Source organism: Phenylobacterium hankyongense (genome assembly GCF_003254505.1).
Taxonomy (GTDB): Bacteria; Pseudomonadota; Alphaproteobacteria; order Caulobacterales; family Caulobacteraceae; genus Phenylobacterium; species Phenylobacterium hankyongense.
In genome coordinates this window covers 1,160,291-1,176,455 of sequence record NZ_QFYP01000001.1, presented here as the reverse complement: position 1 = coordinate 1,176,455, position 16,165 = coordinate 1,160,291, and the positions used below count along the sequence as shown (strand labels likewise).

Annotated in this window: 16 protein-coding genes; 2 read left to right on the top strand and 14 right to left on the bottom strand. The window is 71.4% G+C overall.

The window, feature by feature from the left end:
* Positions 1-53: 53 nt before the first annotated feature.
* The 11 genes from rarD to leuC form a co-directional block, all read right to left on the bottom strand.
* Complete coding sequence (rarD, locus tag DJ021_RS05660; RefSeq protein WP_111456620.1) at positions 54-986, bottom strand: EamA family transporter RarD; 933 nt, start codon at positions 984-986, stop codon at positions 54-56.
* Positions 987-990: 4 nt separating this feature from the next.
* Complete coding sequence (locus tag DJ021_RS05655) at positions 991-2,022, bottom strand: aspartate-semialdehyde dehydrogenase (protein ID WP_111456619.1); 1,032 nt, start codon at positions 2,020-2,022, stop codon at positions 991-993.
* Between the two features lie 94 nt (positions 2,023-2,116).
* The gene (locus DJ021_RS05650; RefSeq protein ID WP_111456618.1) at positions 2,117-2,581 is read right to left on the bottom strand and encodes a hypothetical protein; all 465 of its coding nucleotides are present in this window, start codon (positions 2,579-2,581) and stop codon (positions 2,117-2,119) included.
* A complete protein-coding gene (locus DJ021_RS05645; RefSeq protein WP_111456617.1) occupies positions 2,578-3,168 on the bottom strand; it encodes a response regulator in 591 nt (196 codons plus the stop codon). The genes DJ021_RS05650 and DJ021_RS05645 overlap by 4 nt, the downstream gene beginning before the upstream one ends.
* A gap of 171 nt (positions 3,169-3,339) precedes the next feature.
* Positions 3,340-4,392 carry a 3-isopropylmalate dehydrogenase gene (gene leuB, locus DJ021_RS05640; RefSeq protein ID WP_111456616.1) on the bottom strand — a complete coding sequence of 351 codons (1,053 nt, stop codon included), beginning with the start codon at positions 4,390-4,392 and terminating at the stop codon, positions 3,340-3,342.
* Positions 4,393-4,485: 93 nt separating this feature from the next.
* Positions 4,486-5,736, bottom strand: coding sequence for a glycosyltransferase (locus DJ021_RS05635; protein ID WP_111456615.1), 1,251 nt, complete (start codon positions 5,734-5,736; stop codon positions 4,486-4,488).
* Entirely contained in the window at positions 5,736-7,385 is a 1,650-nt protein-coding gene (locus DJ021_RS05630) for a glycosyltransferase family 2 protein (RefSeq protein ID WP_111456614.1), read from the bottom strand. Before DJ021_RS05630 ends, DJ021_RS05635 begins: the two co-directional genes overlap by 1 nt.
* A 117-nt stretch (positions 7,386-7,502) precedes the next feature.
* Positions 7,503-7,805, bottom strand: coding sequence for a putative quinol monooxygenase (locus DJ021_RS05625; RefSeq protein WP_111456613.1), 303 nt, complete (start codon positions 7,803-7,805; stop codon positions 7,503-7,505).
* On the bottom strand, positions 7,802-8,413 hold the full coding sequence (gene leuD / locus DJ021_RS05620) for a 3-isopropylmalate dehydratase small subunit (protein WP_111456612.1): 612 nt from the start codon (positions 8,411-8,413) through the stop codon (positions 7,802-7,804). Before leuD ends, DJ021_RS05625 begins: the two co-directional genes overlap by 4 nt.
* The gene (locus DJ021_RS05615) at positions 8,413-9,288 is read right to left on the bottom strand and encodes a VOC family protein (protein ID WP_111456611.1); all 876 of its coding nucleotides are present in this window, start codon (positions 9,286-9,288) and stop codon (positions 8,413-8,415) included. Before DJ021_RS05615 ends, leuD begins: the two co-directional genes overlap by 1 nt.
* A gap of 2 nt (positions 9,289-9,290) precedes the next feature.
* A complete protein-coding gene (gene leuC / locus DJ021_RS05610; protein ID WP_111458987.1) occupies positions 9,291-10,715 on the bottom strand; it encodes a 3-isopropylmalate dehydratase large subunit in 1,425 nt (474 codons plus the stop codon).
* A 147-nt stretch (positions 10,716-10,862) separates the two neighbouring features.
* Here leuC and DJ021_RS05605 point away from each other — a divergent pair, with 147 nt between their 5' ends.
* The gene (locus DJ021_RS05605) at positions 10,863-11,768 is read left to right on the top strand and encodes a LysR family transcriptional regulator (protein ID WP_111456610.1); all 906 of its coding nucleotides are present in this window, start codon (positions 10,863-10,865) and stop codon (positions 11,766-11,768) included.
* Between the two features lie 12 nt (positions 11,769-11,780).
* Here the strand turns inward: DJ021_RS05605 and DJ021_RS05600 are convergent, their stop codons facing one another.
* From DJ021_RS05600 to DJ021_RS05590, 3 genes are all read right to left on the bottom strand, one after another.
* On the bottom strand, positions 11,781-12,638 hold the full coding sequence (locus tag DJ021_RS05600) for an acyl-CoA thioesterase (protein ID WP_111456609.1): 858 nt from the start codon (positions 12,636-12,638) through the stop codon (positions 11,781-11,783).
* 93 nt (positions 12,639-12,731) lie between these two features.
* Positions 12,732-13,583, bottom strand: coding sequence for a glutamate racemase (locus DJ021_RS05595; RefSeq protein ID WP_111456608.1), 852 nt, complete (start codon positions 13,581-13,583; stop codon positions 12,732-12,734).
* Between the two features lie 82 nt (positions 13,584-13,665).
* On the bottom strand, positions 13,666-14,202 hold the full coding sequence (locus DJ021_RS05590) for a methylated-DNA--[protein]-cysteine S-methyltransferase (RefSeq protein WP_111456607.1): 537 nt from the start codon (positions 14,200-14,202) through the stop codon (positions 13,666-13,668).
* Between the two features lie 430 nt (positions 14,203-14,632).
* On the opposite strand from DJ021_RS05590, the gene ffh reads away from it, so the two are divergent.
* Complete coding sequence (ffh, locus tag DJ021_RS05585) at positions 14,633-16,144, top strand: signal recognition particle protein (RefSeq protein ID WP_111456606.1); 1,512 nt, start codon at positions 14,633-14,635, stop codon at positions 16,142-16,144.
* Positions 16,145-16,165: the final 21 nt, after the last annotated feature.

The window sequence follows — 16,165 nt, the reverse complement described above, 5'->3', positions numbered from 1 at the left end:
TCGCGCACGGCTCCGCTAGGCATACTCGCGTATGTCGGCCCGGTTTTCGCGCCTCATTCGGCGGGCGCGGCCTCGGTCATGGCCTGCGCCACCGTCCGGCTCCTGCGCCAGGCGCCGTAGGCGAACACCGCCGCCCCGCCCCAGATGAACACGAACGACACCGCCCGCGCCGGGGTGAAGGCCTCGCCCTGCAGCACGCCGATCACGACGCCGATGGTGGGCGCGATGAACTGCAGGAAGCCGATCACCGAGAACGGCACGCGCCGGGCGGCCCAGGAGAACAGCAGCAGCGGGAAGGCGGTGATCGGGCCGCAGGCGACCAGCCAGGCGGTGGCGACCGGGCTCGCGCCGAGGTGGCCTGCGCCGCTGTGCTGCAGCCAGAGCACATAGGCGAGGCCGGGGACGGCGAGGATCAGGCATTCGACGAGCAGGCCGGTCTGCGCGTCGGCCGCCACCCGCTTGCGGACGATGCCGTAGCCGCAGAAGCTGACCGCCACCGTCAGCGAGACCAGCGGCAACTGCCCAAGCGCCAGGGCCTGGATCGCCACGCCCACCGCCGCGAGCGCGATGGACAGCGCTCCGATCCGGTCGATGCGTTCCCGGAACACCAGGGCGCCCGCCGCCATCGCCAGCAGGGGGATGAGGTAGTAGCCGAGGCTGGTCTCCAGCACCCGGCCGGAGTTCACCGCCCAGATGTAGGTCATCCAGTTGATGGCGATCAGCAGCGCGGAGAGCGCCAGCCAGCCGAGGACCCGCGGGTCCCGCACCACCGCCAGCACCTGGCGTCCCTGCCGCGCCACCAGCACGAAGACCAGCGCCGAAGGCGCCGCCCAGATGGTGCGGTTGGCGAGGATCTCCCAGGGGCTGATCCCCAGGCGTCCCATGGCCTGGAACACCAGGGGCACCAGCCCCCAGATCAGGTAGCAGCTGATTCCCGCCGTCAGCGCCAGGCGGGCTTCGCCGCCGGGCGCAGAGGCAGGCGGCATGGCCTTAGGCGAGGGCCTTCTGGCGGATCAGGCCGCGGGCGTGGAGCAGTTCGGCGATCTGCACCGCGTTCAGCGCCGCGCCCTTGCGCAGGTTGTCGGCCACCACCCACAGGTTCAGGCCGTTCTCCACGGTCGGATCGTTTCGGATGCGGCTGACGAAGACCGGGAACTCGCCCTGGGCCTCCTTCGGCGTCATGTAGCCCTTGTCGTCGCGCTTATCGATGACGATCAGGCCGGGGCTGTCGCGCAGGATGTCGCGCGCTTCGTCCTCGTCCAGGGGCTCGTGGAACTCGATGTTCACCGCCTCGGAGTGACCGACCATGACCGGGACGCGGACGCAGGTGACCGTCAGCTTGATCGCCGGGTCGATCATCTTGTGGGTCTCGTTCCACATCTTGGCTTCTTCGTCGGTGTAGCCGTCGTCCTGGAAGGCGCCGATGAAGGGGATCACGTTGAAGGCGATCTGCTTGGGGAACTTCTTCGGGGGCGTGGCGCCCAGGACGAAGACGTTCTTGGTCTGGTCGAACAGCTCGTCCATGCCCTCCTTGCCCGCGCCGGACACCGACTGGTAGGTCGAGACCACCACCCGCTTGATGCGCGCGCGGTCGTGCAGGGGCTTCAGCGCCACGACCAGCTGGGCCGTGGAGCAGTTCGGGTTGGCGATGATGTTCTTGCGGTTCGCCCACTCCACGTCGTCCGGGTTCACTTCCGGCACCACGAGCGGCACGTCGGGGTCCATGCGCCAGGCCGAGGAGTTGTCGATGACGATCGGGCCGGCCGCGCCGATCTTGGGCGACCATTCCTTGGAGAACGAGCCGCTGACCGACATCAGCACCACGTCGACGGTCGAGAAGTCGAACTGCTCGACGTCCTCGCACTTGAGGATCTGATCGCCGAAGGACACTTCCACGCCGATGGATTTGCGCGAGGCGATGGCGTGAATCTTCTCAACGGGGAAGTCGACTTCCTCGAGGATGTTCAACATCTCACGGCCCACGTTGCCCGTGGCGCCGACAACGGCCACCCGGTAACCCATCGCAATTCTCCTAAAGCTGGGAAGCGTCCCGTTACGCCCTCGATCATCCCGAGGCAAGGCGAGCGATGCTCATCCGCCCGTCAGGAAGGCTATCTCACGCCCCGGCGTAGCGCGCGCTGACCTGGCGCAGGCCGTTCAGCACCGCGTCGCTGCCGCCGATCGGCAGGCCCGGCGTCATCAGCAGGCGCCAGGCGCGCACGTGCACGCCGATCGCCTCGCGGTCGAAGCGGTGGTTGGTGCGCAGGTGGTCCAGGAGGTCGCAGAGGCTGGTGAGCGCCACGTCCACCGCGGGCACGCCGCAGACCCCGCCCGCGCCGATGGCCCGCACGGCGATGGCGTAGAGTCCGGCCATGCCGTCGTCGTCGAACTCCGCGCCGATCACCGCGAACGCCGCCTCGGCGTAGTCGAGCAGCGTCTGGAGTTCGCCCAGGCAGGAGGGCCGGATCTCCAGCAGGTTGGCGTTCGCCCGCTCCAGGGCCTCCGCCACGGGCAGGCCGCCCGGCGTCCGCAGCAGCTCCGCCAGCTTGGGCTTGGGGAATACGAAACGGACACTGGTCATGAGGGCGCGCTGGGCTCCGGGCCGATCTTCACGTGCGCCCCGCCGGGGCCGCTCCCGGCGGTGTCCTGGGCGACCAGGTCCTCGCGCCGCCGGCCGACGCCGTCCGGCGGGCCGTTGTCGCGGAACCGGCGGTCGGGGCCGACATAGCTGCCGGCGAACAGGAACGGCCGGCCTTCCTTGGCGACCCAGACGATCCGCTCCAGCATCACGATAGGCGCGATCGGCTTCTTGATGATGATGTGGCTGCCGCAGTCGCGGGCCCGGACCACGTCGGAGGCCGGGGTGTGCGACGTGGTCAGCAGCACCGGGGTGTAGCAGTTGGGCTCCTGGGCGTTCTGGCGCAGCCATTTGACGAAGTCATAGCCCTGGCCGGTGGGCGCCATGCTGTCGACGATGGCCAGGTCGAGCTCGTGTTTCGACGCCGCGTCCTGGGCCTGCTCCACATCCGCGCAGCGGTGCAGCTTCTTGGCCCCCAGGGCGGTGACGATCTGCACCAGGATGGACATGCCCATCGGGGTCTCGTCCAGCAGCAGGACCGAGGCCTTTTCCAGGTTGAAGCGCGCGCGGGAGGCGGGATCGAGGGCCATGGCTCAGCGGGGCGCAGCGCTGGGGCGTTGCGAGCGGCGGCGGCGACAGACGGAGGGGATCTTCGCCAAGGCGTACTCGGGGGCAGCGGGAATTGCGGCCCTCAGATATCGCCGATCGCGGTTAACAGACGCTTTCCAGGGCTCGCCCGAGCGGAGCCCTGGCGGCGACGCCTAGAGCGCGGCCAGCACCGCGTCGCCCATCTGCTCGGAGGTCAGCGCGCCGCCGAGATCCGGCGTGCGGGCGCCGCTCTCCAAAGCCCGCTCGACCGCCGCGTACAGGCGCGCGGCGAGGTCCGGCCGGCCCAGCGACCAGCGCAGCGCCATCTCGAACGATAGGATCGCCGCCAGCGGATTGGCGATGCCCTTGCCGGCGATGTCCGGCGCCGAGCCGTGGATGGGCTCGTACAGCCCCGGCGTCCCGGGCAGGCCGAGCGCCGCCGACGGCAGCATGCCCAGCGACCCGGTCAGCTGGGCGGCGGCGTCGGAGAGGATGTCGCCGAACAGGTTGTCGGTGACCATGACGTCGAACTGCTTGGGGTTCTTGACGATCTGCATGGCCGCGTTGTCGGCCAGGATGTGCTCCAGCGCGACGTCGGCGTACTCGCGCCGGTGCAGGTCGGTGACCACCTCGCGCCAGAGCAGGCCGGAGTCCATCACGTTCGACTTCTCGGCGCTGGTCACCTTGTTGCGGCGGCCGCGGGCCAGTTCGAAGGCGACGCGGGCGACCCGCTCGATCTCCGGGGTCGTGTAGACCTGGGTGTCGACCGCGCGCTTGCCGCCGCCCGGCAGCTCCTCGATGAACCGCGGGGAGCCGAAGTAGATGCCGCCGGTGAGCTCGCGGACGATCATGAAGTCGAGGCCTTCCACCACCTCGCGCTTCAGGGTCGAGGCGTCGGCCAGCGGCTGGAAGCAGAGCGCCGGGCGCAGGTTGGCGAACACCCCCATGCCGGCGCGCAGGCCCAGCAGGCCCGCCTCCGGGCGCTTGTCGCGGGGCACGTTGGCGTACTGCGGTCCGCCGACGGCGCCCATCAGCACCGCCTTCGCGGCCTTGGCGGTGGCCAGGGTCTCGTCGCTCAGGGGCGTGCCGAGCTGGTCGAAGCTGGTCCCGCCGAAGGGCCGCTCGTCGATGGTCAGCTCGGGGATCAGCTTGGCGGCCACGCGGCGCACCTGGGCGGTCACTTCGGGGCCGATGCCGTCGCCGGGCAGGAGCAGCAGGTCGGTCATGGCGGGTCCCCGAGGAAACTGGACTGTGGTGAGCGACCTCCTAGGCGAAGAGCCGCCTCGCGGGAACCCCCCAGCGGCAGGTCCGTCGCCAGATCAGTCGCCAGTTCGGTCGGGGGCCGTGGCCGCGGCCCGGTAGAGTTCGGTGTAGAGGAAGCCTTCCTCCTCGATCCGCTGGGGCAGGGGGACCCGCGCGGCCCAGGCCGTAAGCTGTTGCGGATCGGCGGCGATGTCGTCGATGGCCCGCGCCCAGGCGGCCACGTCGCCGGCCGGCGCCACCCGGCCGCAGCCACGGGCCGCAACCACCAGCGGCGGCGCGCCGCGATCGGCCACCAACGCGGGCAGGCCGACTGCGAACCCCTCGTGCAGGGCCAGGGAGAAGGCCTCCGGGACCAGGCTCGGGACGCAGAGCAGGTCGAACCCGCCCAGCACCCGGCCCACCTCCGAGGCCGCCACCGGGCCGTCGAGCGTGATGTCGGCCCGGCCGAGCAGGGCCTCGACGCGGGCGCGGCTCTGCGGCTCATGGCAGGGGCCGACCATCCGCAGGCGGGCGTTGGCGGGGCTGGCGGCGGCGAAGGCCTCGGCCAGCATGACCGCGCCCTTGGCCTCGGACACCGTGCCGAGGTAGCCTAAGGTCAGCTTGCCCGACGCCGAGCGGGACGCCGGGTCGCGCGCCGGCGCGCCGAGGCCGAGCAGGTCGACGCCGTTGGCAATGACCCGCACGTCGAGGTCGGGATGTTCGGCGCGCACGGCCTGCGCCACATAGTCCGAGACCGCGGCCACCGCCGACGCCCGCCGCAGCAGGCGTCCGGTGCGCGCCACGCGGTCGGCGTAGGCCGCAGGCTCGAGCTCCGGCGTGGCGCAGTGCCGGGCGCAGGCCTCGCCCTGGCGAGGGCCGTCGCACAGCCCGCCGTCCAGCCGCACCAGGTTGATCCGGAAGCACAGGCTGTAGAAGTCAGTCAGCGTCATCACGTAGGGAATGCGCCGCGCGGCGAGGAGCTCGGCGGCCTCGTTCAGCCGGAAGGCGTGCATGACGTGCGCCACGTCGTAGGCCGGGCGCGACTCCAGGAAGCGGCGGAATTCGGCCTCCAGCCGCGGGTTGGCTCCGAACCCCAGCTCGACGGTCGGGGTGTCCTGGTGCGCCAGGGCGAAGACCGGCACGCCCTCGACGACGCCGAACCGCAGGCCGTCGCGTTCGCTCCAGCCAGGGCTGTCCGGCGCGGTGACGGTGAAGACGTCCACCCTGTGGCCGGCCGACTGGGCGGCGCGCGCCAGGTTCAGCGTCACCTGCTCGGTGCCGCCGGAGAAGTCCGGCATGAACTGGTGGACGAGGTAGAGGATGCGCATCAGATCCCCGCCAGCATGATGCGCCGCAGCTCGTCCAGCGCCGCGCGTCGGGCGCCGGACGCCGATCCCGCCTCGGCCAGGTAGAAGACGGCCAGCATCGCCCCGATCGTCGCCGCCAGGGTCTTGTGGGCCGCCGCGGTCAGGTCGACGGCGAGATGGTCGTCCAGCACGTCGTAGACCCCGTCCACATAGGTTGCCATGTGGCGCAGCCGGCCGACGAACATCTCCCGCACCGGCTCCAGGTCGGCGAGGTCGTAGTCGGGGTCGACCTGTTCGAGCCAGTGGGTGAGCCAGGGGCCCAAGGGCGCGAAGCCGAGATCGGGCGCGGCGGCCTTGGACAGCACCCGCACCGGGCCGCGGCGGGCGGCTTCGGCCAGGCTGCGCACCGCCGCCCCCGCCGGCGCGCCCGCGGCCGGCCGCCAGTCCCGCAACAGGCCATCGAAGGCCCGGGCCGCGGTCACCACCGCGCCGATCGCCGGCGGCGGCGGCAGGGGGAAGTCCGGGAACACCTCCAGGAGGAAGATCAGGTCCACGAAGCTGCGCTTCAGGTGGTAGGCGGGCGGGCGGTTGTGGGAGTGGATCACCCGCACCGACGACAGCATGCCGGTCCGCAGCCCGTCGCGGATCAGCCGGATCCCCAGCACCAGGTCCTCGGCGTAGCGGCCTTCGTAGCGGTAGGCCTGGAAGGTCTCCGCGCCGATCAGGCAGGCCACGTCGCTGAGCTGGCCCTGGGTGCGCAGCTCGACCTGGTCCTCGCCGCGGAACGCCCCGACCCGGTCCACGTCGTGGCAGCCCAGGAAGCGGTAATGGTTCTCGGCGGCGGCGTTGTAGAAGATCTCGCTGTCGCGCCGCGGGAACTCCGCGCAGGAGACCGCGGCCAGCCGCACCTCTTCCGACGCCGGGCGGGTCAGGGCGAGCGCCAGGGTGTGCAGCCACCAGTCGCCGATCGGATAGGCGTCCTGCACGGTGAACAGCAGCAGCTGGCCGCCGGCGTTGTCGGCGCCCAGGTTGCGCGCATAGCTGTGGCTGAAGTCGCTGTTGGGGATGCGCACCACCTTGCAGCCCGACCGCTCGGCCAGTTCGGCGGTGCCGTCGGTGGAGCCGGAATCGACCACCACGATCTCGATCCCCGCCAGCCCCTGCTGCCCCTGGAGCTTGCGCAGCAGCCAGTGGAATTCGGGACCGGCGTTATAGGTCGGCACCACCACGGAGACGGTCACGTCGAGCGGCTGCGGCGTCTCCGTGGCGAGCGGCGGGAGCGCCGCCAGCGTGCCGGGACGCGGGAACCGCACCGGCCTGGGGGCCGGCCGGATCGGCTCGGCGGGCGGAGCCGCCCCAGGCCGCATCCGGGCGGCGAGCCGGCGCAGGGGGAGCTGGCCGCGGAGCAGCAGCATCAGGCCGCGCAAGGGCCGGGTGATCCGCCAGGACGTCGAGGCGGCGACGGCCTGCAGTCGCGCTTCCAGGGTTCGGTTGCGCGCCTGGGCTTCGGCGAGCTGGCCGGAGAGCCATTCGACGCCGCGTTGCGCCGCGACCAAGTCGTCGTCCTGCCAGAGGGTCCTCGCGGCGCGGCCGGGCGGCGGCGCGTCCGCGCCGGGCTCCCGGGCGGGAGTCGCGGGGTCGGCCTTCACGGGCGGCCTGTCAGATTCCATCGCCCGTCATCTCGCCAGACCCGTCGCCCGCGGCCCAAGCCCCCCGGCCGCCGTCCTGGCGTGATAGTCGATCCGGTGGCGGACTGTCCATGGAACCTGCCCGGGCGGGCGTCCGTGTCACAGCGGGCGCTGGGAGCCGACCTCGTAGCTGAAGAGCCTGCGGTCGGAGACCCCCAGTTCGGCGCCGGCGGCCCGCCATTTGGCCATGTGCGGGGTCTTGAAATGGGCGTCGATGGCGGCCTGGTCGCGCCAGACCTCGAACACCCGGATCAGCCCCGGCTCGGCGACATCCTCGCCATAGGAGTATTCGACGCAGCCGTCCTCGGCGCGGCTGGCGGCCAGCATGGCGTGCATGTGCGGCTTCAGGGCGGCCAGGTTCTGCGGCGGCACGCGCATCGTGCCGGCGATCAGGACGCTCATGCGACTTCCAGCCACGGCTGGGCGAGCGCCCGCTTCATCTCGTAGACGTCGATGGAGGTCGCGGCCTGCAGGGTCTCGCCGATGGCGTCGAGGCCCTTCAGCATCTTCTCCTTGCGCTGCGGGTCGATCTGGAAGCGGAAGGTCTGGCCCGACGGAGAGACCACCGTCTGCTGCTCCAGGTCCACGGTGACCAGGTGGTTGCCGCCCTTGGCCTCCTCCATCAGCGCCTGCACCTCGTCGGCGCCCAGCACCACCGGCAGCAGGCCGTTCTGGAAGCAGTTGTTGTAGAAGATGTCGGCGAAGCTGGTGGAGATCACGCAGCGGACGCCGAAGTCCAGCAGCGCCCAGGCGGCGTGCTCGCGGCTGGAGCCGCAGCCGAAGTTGTCGCCGGCCACCAGCACGCCCGAGCCCTTGTACTCCGGCCGGTTGAGGATGAAGTCCGGCTTCTCCCGGCCCTGCTCGTCGAAGCGGAAGTCGTAGAACAGGCCCTTGGCCATGCCCTCGCGGTCGATGGTCTTGAGGAACTGCTTGGGGATGATCTGGTCGGTGTCGATGTTGGCCATCGGCAACGGCGCGATCTTGGCGTCCAGGCGGGTGAATGCGTCCATCAGGCGGGTTCTCGTGGGGCAGGGCTGGGCGCCGGCTCGGCGCTGAGGATCAGGGTGGGCACGCCGGCGGGCGCGTCGCGGACGGTGAAGACCTGGGTGCCCGGCTTGCGGCCGGTGCGGAGCTCGGAGACGTCGAAGCCGGCCTCGGCCAGGCGGCGCCGGGCGGCGTCCGGATCGTCGACCCGCCAGGCCAGGCCGCCGAAGCTGTCGGGGTCGGCGGAGACCGGCGCCGCCAGGCTGGCGCCGAACTCGACCACCGAGTCGCCGGCCTTGAAGAACAGTTGGCGCGCGCCCCACTGCGCGTTGCTGCGATCCAGGCGCAGGTCGAGGCCGAGCTTCGCGCCCCAGATGGCCAGCGCCCGCTCGGGGTTCGGCGTGCGGACCACCACATGGTCGAGGCGCGTCACCGGCGCCTCCCCGGTCGGCTCGGACAGCGGCCAGGCGACGCCGTCGCGCGGCGGGGCGATCAGCAGCACCTGCAGGCCGCCGGTGTCGCCCGGGTGCGGGTTCGAACCCAGCCAGTAGCGCTTGCGGCCGTCGTCGTGGGTGGAGCGGGTCAACGCCGGCGGCGTGGCGCGCAGGCCGCGCCGGCCGAGCAGCGTCTGGAAACCGTCGAGGTCGCTGGCCGTGAACGCCACGGCCCAGATCCCCTCGCCGTGCGCCTCGAGATGGCCGCGCAGGCGATCGCCGAACGCGCCCTCGCCATGCGGGCTGATCACGTCCAGCGCCATGTCGGGGAACTGGAACCAGGCGTGGCGCGCGCCGCCGTCGCCGCCCAGCCAATTGGGCGCGACGCCCAGCAGGCGGCTGTAGCCCTCCACCGCGGCGTCCAGGTCCCGCACCGCCAGGGCGACATGGTCCAGGGCGGTGATCATCGTCAGATGAAGTCCCTGACGTCGGCGATGTGGCCGGCGATGGCGGCGGCGGCGGCCATGGCCGGGCTCATCAGGTGGGTGCGTCCGCCGCGGCCCTGCCGGCCCTCGAAGTTGCGGTTGGAGGTCGAGGCGCAGCGTTCGCCCGGCTTCAGGCGGTCGGGGTTCATGCCCAGGCACATCGAGCAGCCCGGCTCGCGCCATTCGAAGCCGGCGGCCAGGAACACCTGGTCCAGGCCCTCTTCCTCGGCCTGCGCCTTCACCAGGCCCGAGCCCGGCACCACCATGGCCCGCACGTGCGGCGCGACCTGGCGGCCTTCCGCCACCTTGGCGGCCTGGCGCAGATCCTCGATGCGGCTGTTGGTGCATGAGCCGATGAACACCACGTCGACCTTGGCCTCGGTGATCGGCTGGCCGGCGGTCAGGCCCATGTATTCCAGCGCGCGCTCGGCCGAGGCCCGCTTCTCCGGGGTGGCGAGCGCGGCGGGGTCGGGCGCGCGGTCGGTGACCGCGATCACGTCCTCGGGGCTGGTGCCCCAGGTGACCAGCGGCGCGATGGCCGAGGCGTCGATCCGCACCTCGCGGTCGAACACCGCGTCGGGGTCGCTGAAGAAGCTCTTCCAGTAGTCCAGCGCCATCTCCCAGGCGCCGCCCTTGGGCGCGGCCGGCCGGCCGCGGATGTAGTCGAAGGTGGCCTCGTCCGGCGCCACCAGGCCGGCGCGGGCGCCCGCCTCGATGGTCAGGTTGCAGAGCGTCATCCGCCCTTCCATGGACAGCGCCCGGACCGCGTCACCGGCGTATTCGATGACGTAGCCGGTGCCGCCGGCGGTGCCGATCTCGCCGATCACCGCCAGCGCGAAGTCCTTGGCGCCGACCCCTGGCGCGGGCGTCCCCTCGATCAGCACCCGCAGGTTCTTCGATTTCTTCTGGCGCAGGGTCTGGGTGGCGAGCACGTGCTCGACTTCGGAGGTGCCGATGCCCTGGGCCAGCGCCCCGAACGCGCCGTGGGTCGAGGTATGGCTGTCGCCGCAGACGATGGTCATCCCCGGCTGGGTGCGCCCCTGCTCGGGGCCGACCACGTGGACGATGCCGTTGCGGACGTCGCCCATCGGGAAGAACTCGATGCCGTTCTCCGCGACGTTGCGCTCCAGGGTCTGCAACTGCAGGCGCGCCTCCTCGTCGGCCACCGCGCCGACGCCGAGGCCCTGGCCTTCGGTCGGCACGTTGTGGTCCGCCACCGCCAGGGTGCGGTCGGGACGGCGCACCGGCCGATGGGCCGCGCGCAGGCCGGCGAAGGCCTGCGGCGTGGTCACCTCGTGGATCAGGTGCAGGTCGATATAGAGGATGGCCTCGCCGTCCTGGCCTCCTTCGCTGGAGGCGGTGACGACGTGGGCGTCCCAAATCTTGTCGTAAAGCGTCTTGCCGGGCATGGACCGCATGTAGGTCCCCGGACCCGCGCACGTCTAGTGCTGCGACGCCGCATTTTATCCGCAGTTGCAGCAAGTTCCTGCCCGCGCGTTGCGTCTGCGCGAGCGCCGGGCGTTGCCGATCCCGGCGCATCGGGTGTTGATAGGCGCATGGCCGGCGCGACCGAATGGGACCTGTTCCAGAGCCTGCACGCAGTGCTCGAGGCCGGCAGCCTGTCGGCCGCCGCCAAGGGGCGCGGGCTGACGCAACCGACGCTCGGCCGCCACATCGAGACCCTGGAGCGCCGGCTGGGCGCGCCGCTGTTCGTCCGCTCCCCGCGCGGCCTGCAGCCGACCGACCTGGCGCTTGAGCTGCTGCCGCACCTGCAGGAGATGTCCGCCGCGGCCCAGGCGGCCCTGCGCGACGCGTCGGGCGCCAAGGACTCGGTGACCGGGTCGATCCGCATCACCGCCAGCGAGATGGTCGGCGCGGAGGTGCTGCCGCCGATGCTCACCGCCTTCCGGGAACGGCACCCCGGCGTGATCATCGAGCTGATGCTGTCCAACGCCGCCGAGGACCTGTCACGCCGCGAGGCGGACATCGCGGTGCGGATGATGCCGCCCAGCCAGAACGCCCTGGTGGCCCGCAAGGTGGGCGAGGTCCGCATGGGCTTCTATGCGACCGCGGACTATCTCGCCCGGCACGGGACGCCGTGCAGCCTCGACGACCTGACCGAGCAGCACGCGGTGATCGGCTTCGACAGCGACTCGCGCGGCATCAAGGATCTGCCCGGCCTGAACGTGCCGGTCAGCCGCGAGCGCTTCGCCTTCCGGTCGGACAACGACCTCGCCCAGTTCGCCGCGGTCCGCGCCGGCTTCGGGGTCGGCGTCTGCCAGGACGCGCTCGGCCGGCGCTATGGCCTGACCCCTGTGATGCCGGGGATCAGCGTCATCCGGCTCGGCGTCTGGATCGTCATGCACGAGAACCTGAAGGCCAGCCACCGGATGCGGCTGATGTTCGACCACCTGGTGGCCGGCTTCACCGCCTACGTGCAGGAAGGGCGGGCCGCGGAATGAACGAGGCGCCGGCTACTTCGGCTTGCGCAGCCGGATCAGGCCTTCCTGGGCGACCGAGGCGACCAGGGTTCCGTCGGCGGCGTAGACCGTGCCGCGGATGAAGCCGCGCCCGCCGGAGGCCGAGGGGCTGTCCTGGGCGTAGAGGTGCCAGTCGTTGAAGTTCACCGGCCGATGGAACCACATGGCGTGGTCGAGGCTGGCCGACTGGAAGCCCGGCGTCTGCCAATGCACCCCGTGCGGGCGCATGGAGGTGGACAGCAGGTTCATGTCCGAGGCGTAGGCCAGGATCACCTGGTGCATGTGCTGGTCGCCGCCGATCGGCGCGCGGGCGCGGAACCACACCTGGCTGGTGGGCTCCTTCGGCCCGTCCTGGAAATAGGTCCGCGCATCGGCCGAGCGCATCTCGATGGGGCGCGGGCGGGAGAGCCAGCGCTTGGCCGCCTCCGGGGCGTCCTTCATGGCCTCGCGCTGCGCTTCGGCCTCGTCGGGCAGGTCCGCCCAGCCCGGCGCGGCCGGCATCGGCGCCTGGTGCTCGAAGCCTTCCTCGGCGACCTGGAAAGAGGCCGCCAGGTTGAAGATCTGCTGGCCGTGCTGGACGGCGATCACCCGGCGCGTCGTGAAGCTGCCGCCGTCGCGCGAGCGGTCGACCTCGAAGACGATCGGCACGGTCGGGTCCCCGGGGCGGATGAAGTAGCAGTGCATCGAGTGGCAGATGCGCTCCTCCACCGTCTCGTAGGCGGCCAGCAGCGACTGGGCGATCACCTGGCCGCCGAAGATCCGGCCCGGCGAGTTGTCGGCGGTGGTTCCGCGGAACAGGTTCACCTCAAGCCGTTCGAGCTGCAGGGTCTCGGTGAGGTCTTCGGTTTCCATGGGCGCCGTCGAAATGTTGCAGATGCGAAAGGGCTCCGCTTAAGCCCTGCGACGACCAGCGGCAAGCTGACGGCGAGGCCGCAGGCGCGACGTCTAGGCGCGCTCGAAGCGCAAGGGGCCGCCCCAGAAGGTCTCGACCATGCTGTGCTGGGCGCCGGGCTTGCCGGTGGTCAGGAAGCGGCGCGCGCCGCCGGCGCCGGGGTCGATCTCGGGATGGCGCTCGAAGTAGCGTTCGAGGGCGTCGGCGGTGGCGTCCGGCTGGTGGATCAGCGGCGTGCCGGGGGGCAGGGCGGCGCGGAACAGGTCGGCGACGATCTCGTAGTGGGTGCAGCCGAGGATCGCCCGGTCCGGCGGCCGGCCGATGCGCTTGGCGAGGGTGACCACATGGCCCTCGATGACCGCGGCGAGTTCGGCGGCGTCCGCGCCGGCCTCGATCATCCGCGCCAGCTGCGGGCAGGGTTCGGAGAACACCGCGACGTCCTGGCGGCGCTTGTCGATCTCGATCTCATAGACCCGGCTGGCGGCGGTGGCCGGCGTCGAGAACACCCCCAGGACGTCCAGCTTCTCCACCTTGTCGCCGCGCCGCTCGGCCTCGTGCTCCCAGGGCAGGCCGGTGGCCGCCTCGATGGTCGGCACGATGATGCCGAGCACATTGACCGGCCGCCCCAGCGCCTTGCGGTAGCCCGGCAGCCAGGTCTGCTGCAGCCGGCGGAGCGCCACGCTGGCGGCGGTGTTGCAGGCCAGCACCACGAGGTTGCAGCCCTCGGCGAACAGCCGCTCGCAGCCGGCCCGGGTCAGGTCGACGATCTCCTCGCCCGGCCGCCCGCCGTAGGGGGCGTTCGCCTGGTCGGCGAGATAGACGAAATCGGCTCGCGGGAAGCGCTCCACGAGCCTGTGATGGACGGTCAAACCGCCCACGCCGGAATCGAACACGCCGATGGCCATGGATGCGGTGTTAGCGGGCGCGCCGCGCGTCGCCTAGCCTTCCCGCGGCAAAACCGGCGCCGGCGTCAATTGCGCGCCGGGCTCAGTCGAACAGCGAGGGTTGGGCCGCGGCCTTGGCGCCCTCGATGGCCAGCAGCTTCAGCTTGGTGTTGACGCCGCCGCGCGCGGAGAAGCCGCCCGGCTTGCCGTCCGCCGCCGTCACCCGGTGGCAGGGCACGACGATCGGCCAGGGGTTCTGGCCCAGCGCCTGGCCGACGTCGCGGGCCAAAAGCTTGTCGCCGAGCCTCACCGCGATCTCGCCGTAGGTCAGGGTCTCGCCCGGCGGAATGGCGCGGGCGATCGCATAGACCCGGGCGTTGAACTCGGGGACGCGGGCGAGGTCGAGCGGCGCGTCGGCGAAATCGATCTTCTCGCCGACCAGCAGGGCGCGGATGCGGGCGATCACCTCGCCGACCGCCGCCGGCGGTTCGCCCTCGCTGGCGTCGGGGAAGCGCTTGAGCACGCCGCGGCGCGTGCTCTCCGCCTCCCGCTCCGGCAGGTGGACGCCGACCAGCCCGCGCTCGCCCCAGGCGACGCCGGCCCAGCCGATGGCGGTCTCGAACAGGGTGTATTGGGTCATGGAGCGAATATAGCCCCGCCCGCCGAGAACCGCTGGCGGCTTTCGGACATGGATCGTCATTCCTCCCCCAGCGCGCAGCGCGATCTGGGGGAGGTGGATCGGCGCAACAGCGCCGAGACGGAGGGGGCTTCCACCGCGGCTGTGCAGCTGCGGTCCGCGCCAACCCAGGGGGAAGCCCCCTCAGTCAGCTTCGCTGACAGCTCCCCCAACGGGGGAGCAACTTGGCGCGCATCCAAGTCTCCGACGAGCCGCCGCCCCTTCCTTGACCTAATTCGTCCACAGGCGCATAAGCGCGCCCTTCCGGCGCCAACCTCGGTCAGCGCCCTCCACCGTCACGACCCCCACCACCATATGGGACGAGGACGGCGAGGCCCCCCGTCGACGCAATCGTCCACGGGGGTCGACTGCGTTTGGGCCACAGGAGCGACTTTTGTTCGACGCGCTGACAGATCGGCTTTCCAGCGTCTTTGACCGCCTCGGCGGCAAGGGCGTCTTGTCCGAGAAGGACGTGGACGAGGCCCTGCGCGAGGTGCGGGTGGCCCTGCTCGAGGCCGACGTCGCCCTGCCGGTCGTGCGCGAATTCATCGCCAAGGCCAAGGAACGCGCCACCGGCGAGGCGGTGATCCGCTCGGTCCGCCCCGCCGACCAGGTGGTCAAGATCACCTACGACGGCCTGGTGGAGATGCTCGGCGGCGAGGGCGAGGCCGTCGGGCTGAACCTCTCGCTGAACCCGCCGACCGTCATCCTGATGGCCGGCCTGCAAGGCTCCGGCAAGACCACCACGGCGGCCAAGCTTGGCCTGCGCCTGGCCAAGGAGCGCAAGAAGGTGCTGCTGGCCTCGCTGGACACCCGCCGTCCGGCCGCCATGGAGCAGCTGGCGACGCTCGCCACCCAGGCCGGCGTCGACAGCCTGCCGATCGTCGCCGGCCAGTCGGCCCCCGACATCGCCAAGCGCGCCATCTCCGCGGCCAAGCTTCAGGGCTACGACGTCGTCATCCTCGACACCGCCGGGCGCACCACGCTCGACGAGGCGATGATGTCGGAAGCCGCCGAGATCGCCCGCATCGGCAATCCCTCCGAGACCCTGCTGGTCGCCGACAGCCTGACCGGCCAGGACGCGGTGCGCACCGCCAAGGCCTTCCACGAGCGCCTGCCGCTGACCGGCCTGGTGCTGACCCGCGCCGACGGCGACGGGCGCGGCGGCGCGGCGCTGTCCATGCGCGCGGTCACCGGCCTGCCGATCAAGTTCCTCGGCGTCTCCGAGAAGATCGACGGCCTCGACGTGTTCGACGCCGCCCGCGTGGCCGGCCGGATCCTCGGCCAGGGCGACGTGGTGGCCCTCGTCGAGAAGGCTTCCCAGGACCTCGACGTTGCCAAGGCCGAGGCCATGGCCAAGCGGCTGGCCAAGGGCCAGTTCGACCTCGACATGATGTCCGAGCAGCTCGCCCAGATGAAGCGGATGGGCGGCATGGAGGGCCTGATGGGCCTGTTGCCCGGCGTGCAGAAGATCAAGAAGCAGATCGCCGAGGCCAACATCTCCGACAAGATGGTCGACCGCCAGGCGGCGATCATCTCCTCGATGACCAAGGTCGAGCGCAAGAAGCCGGACATCCTGCAGGCCTCGCGCAAGCGGCGCATCGCCGCCGGCGCCGGGGTCGAGGTGGCCGAGGTCAACCGGCTGCTCAAGCAGCACCGCCAGATGGCGGACGCCTTCAAGATGATGAGCAAGGGCGGCGGCCGCGGCTTCGCGCAGATGGCGCAGATGCTCGGCGGCGGCGGCGCGGGCGGCGGCGGCATGGACCGCCTGAAGAGCCTGGGGGGCGGCAAGATGCCGTCGCAGCAGGAAATCGAAGAGATGGCCGCCAAGCTGCAACAGGGCGGCGGCCCGAAACTACCCGGGCTGGGCGGCCTGCCCCCCGGCTTCAACCCCTTCAAGAAATAGACCGAAAGACCAAAGGACCTA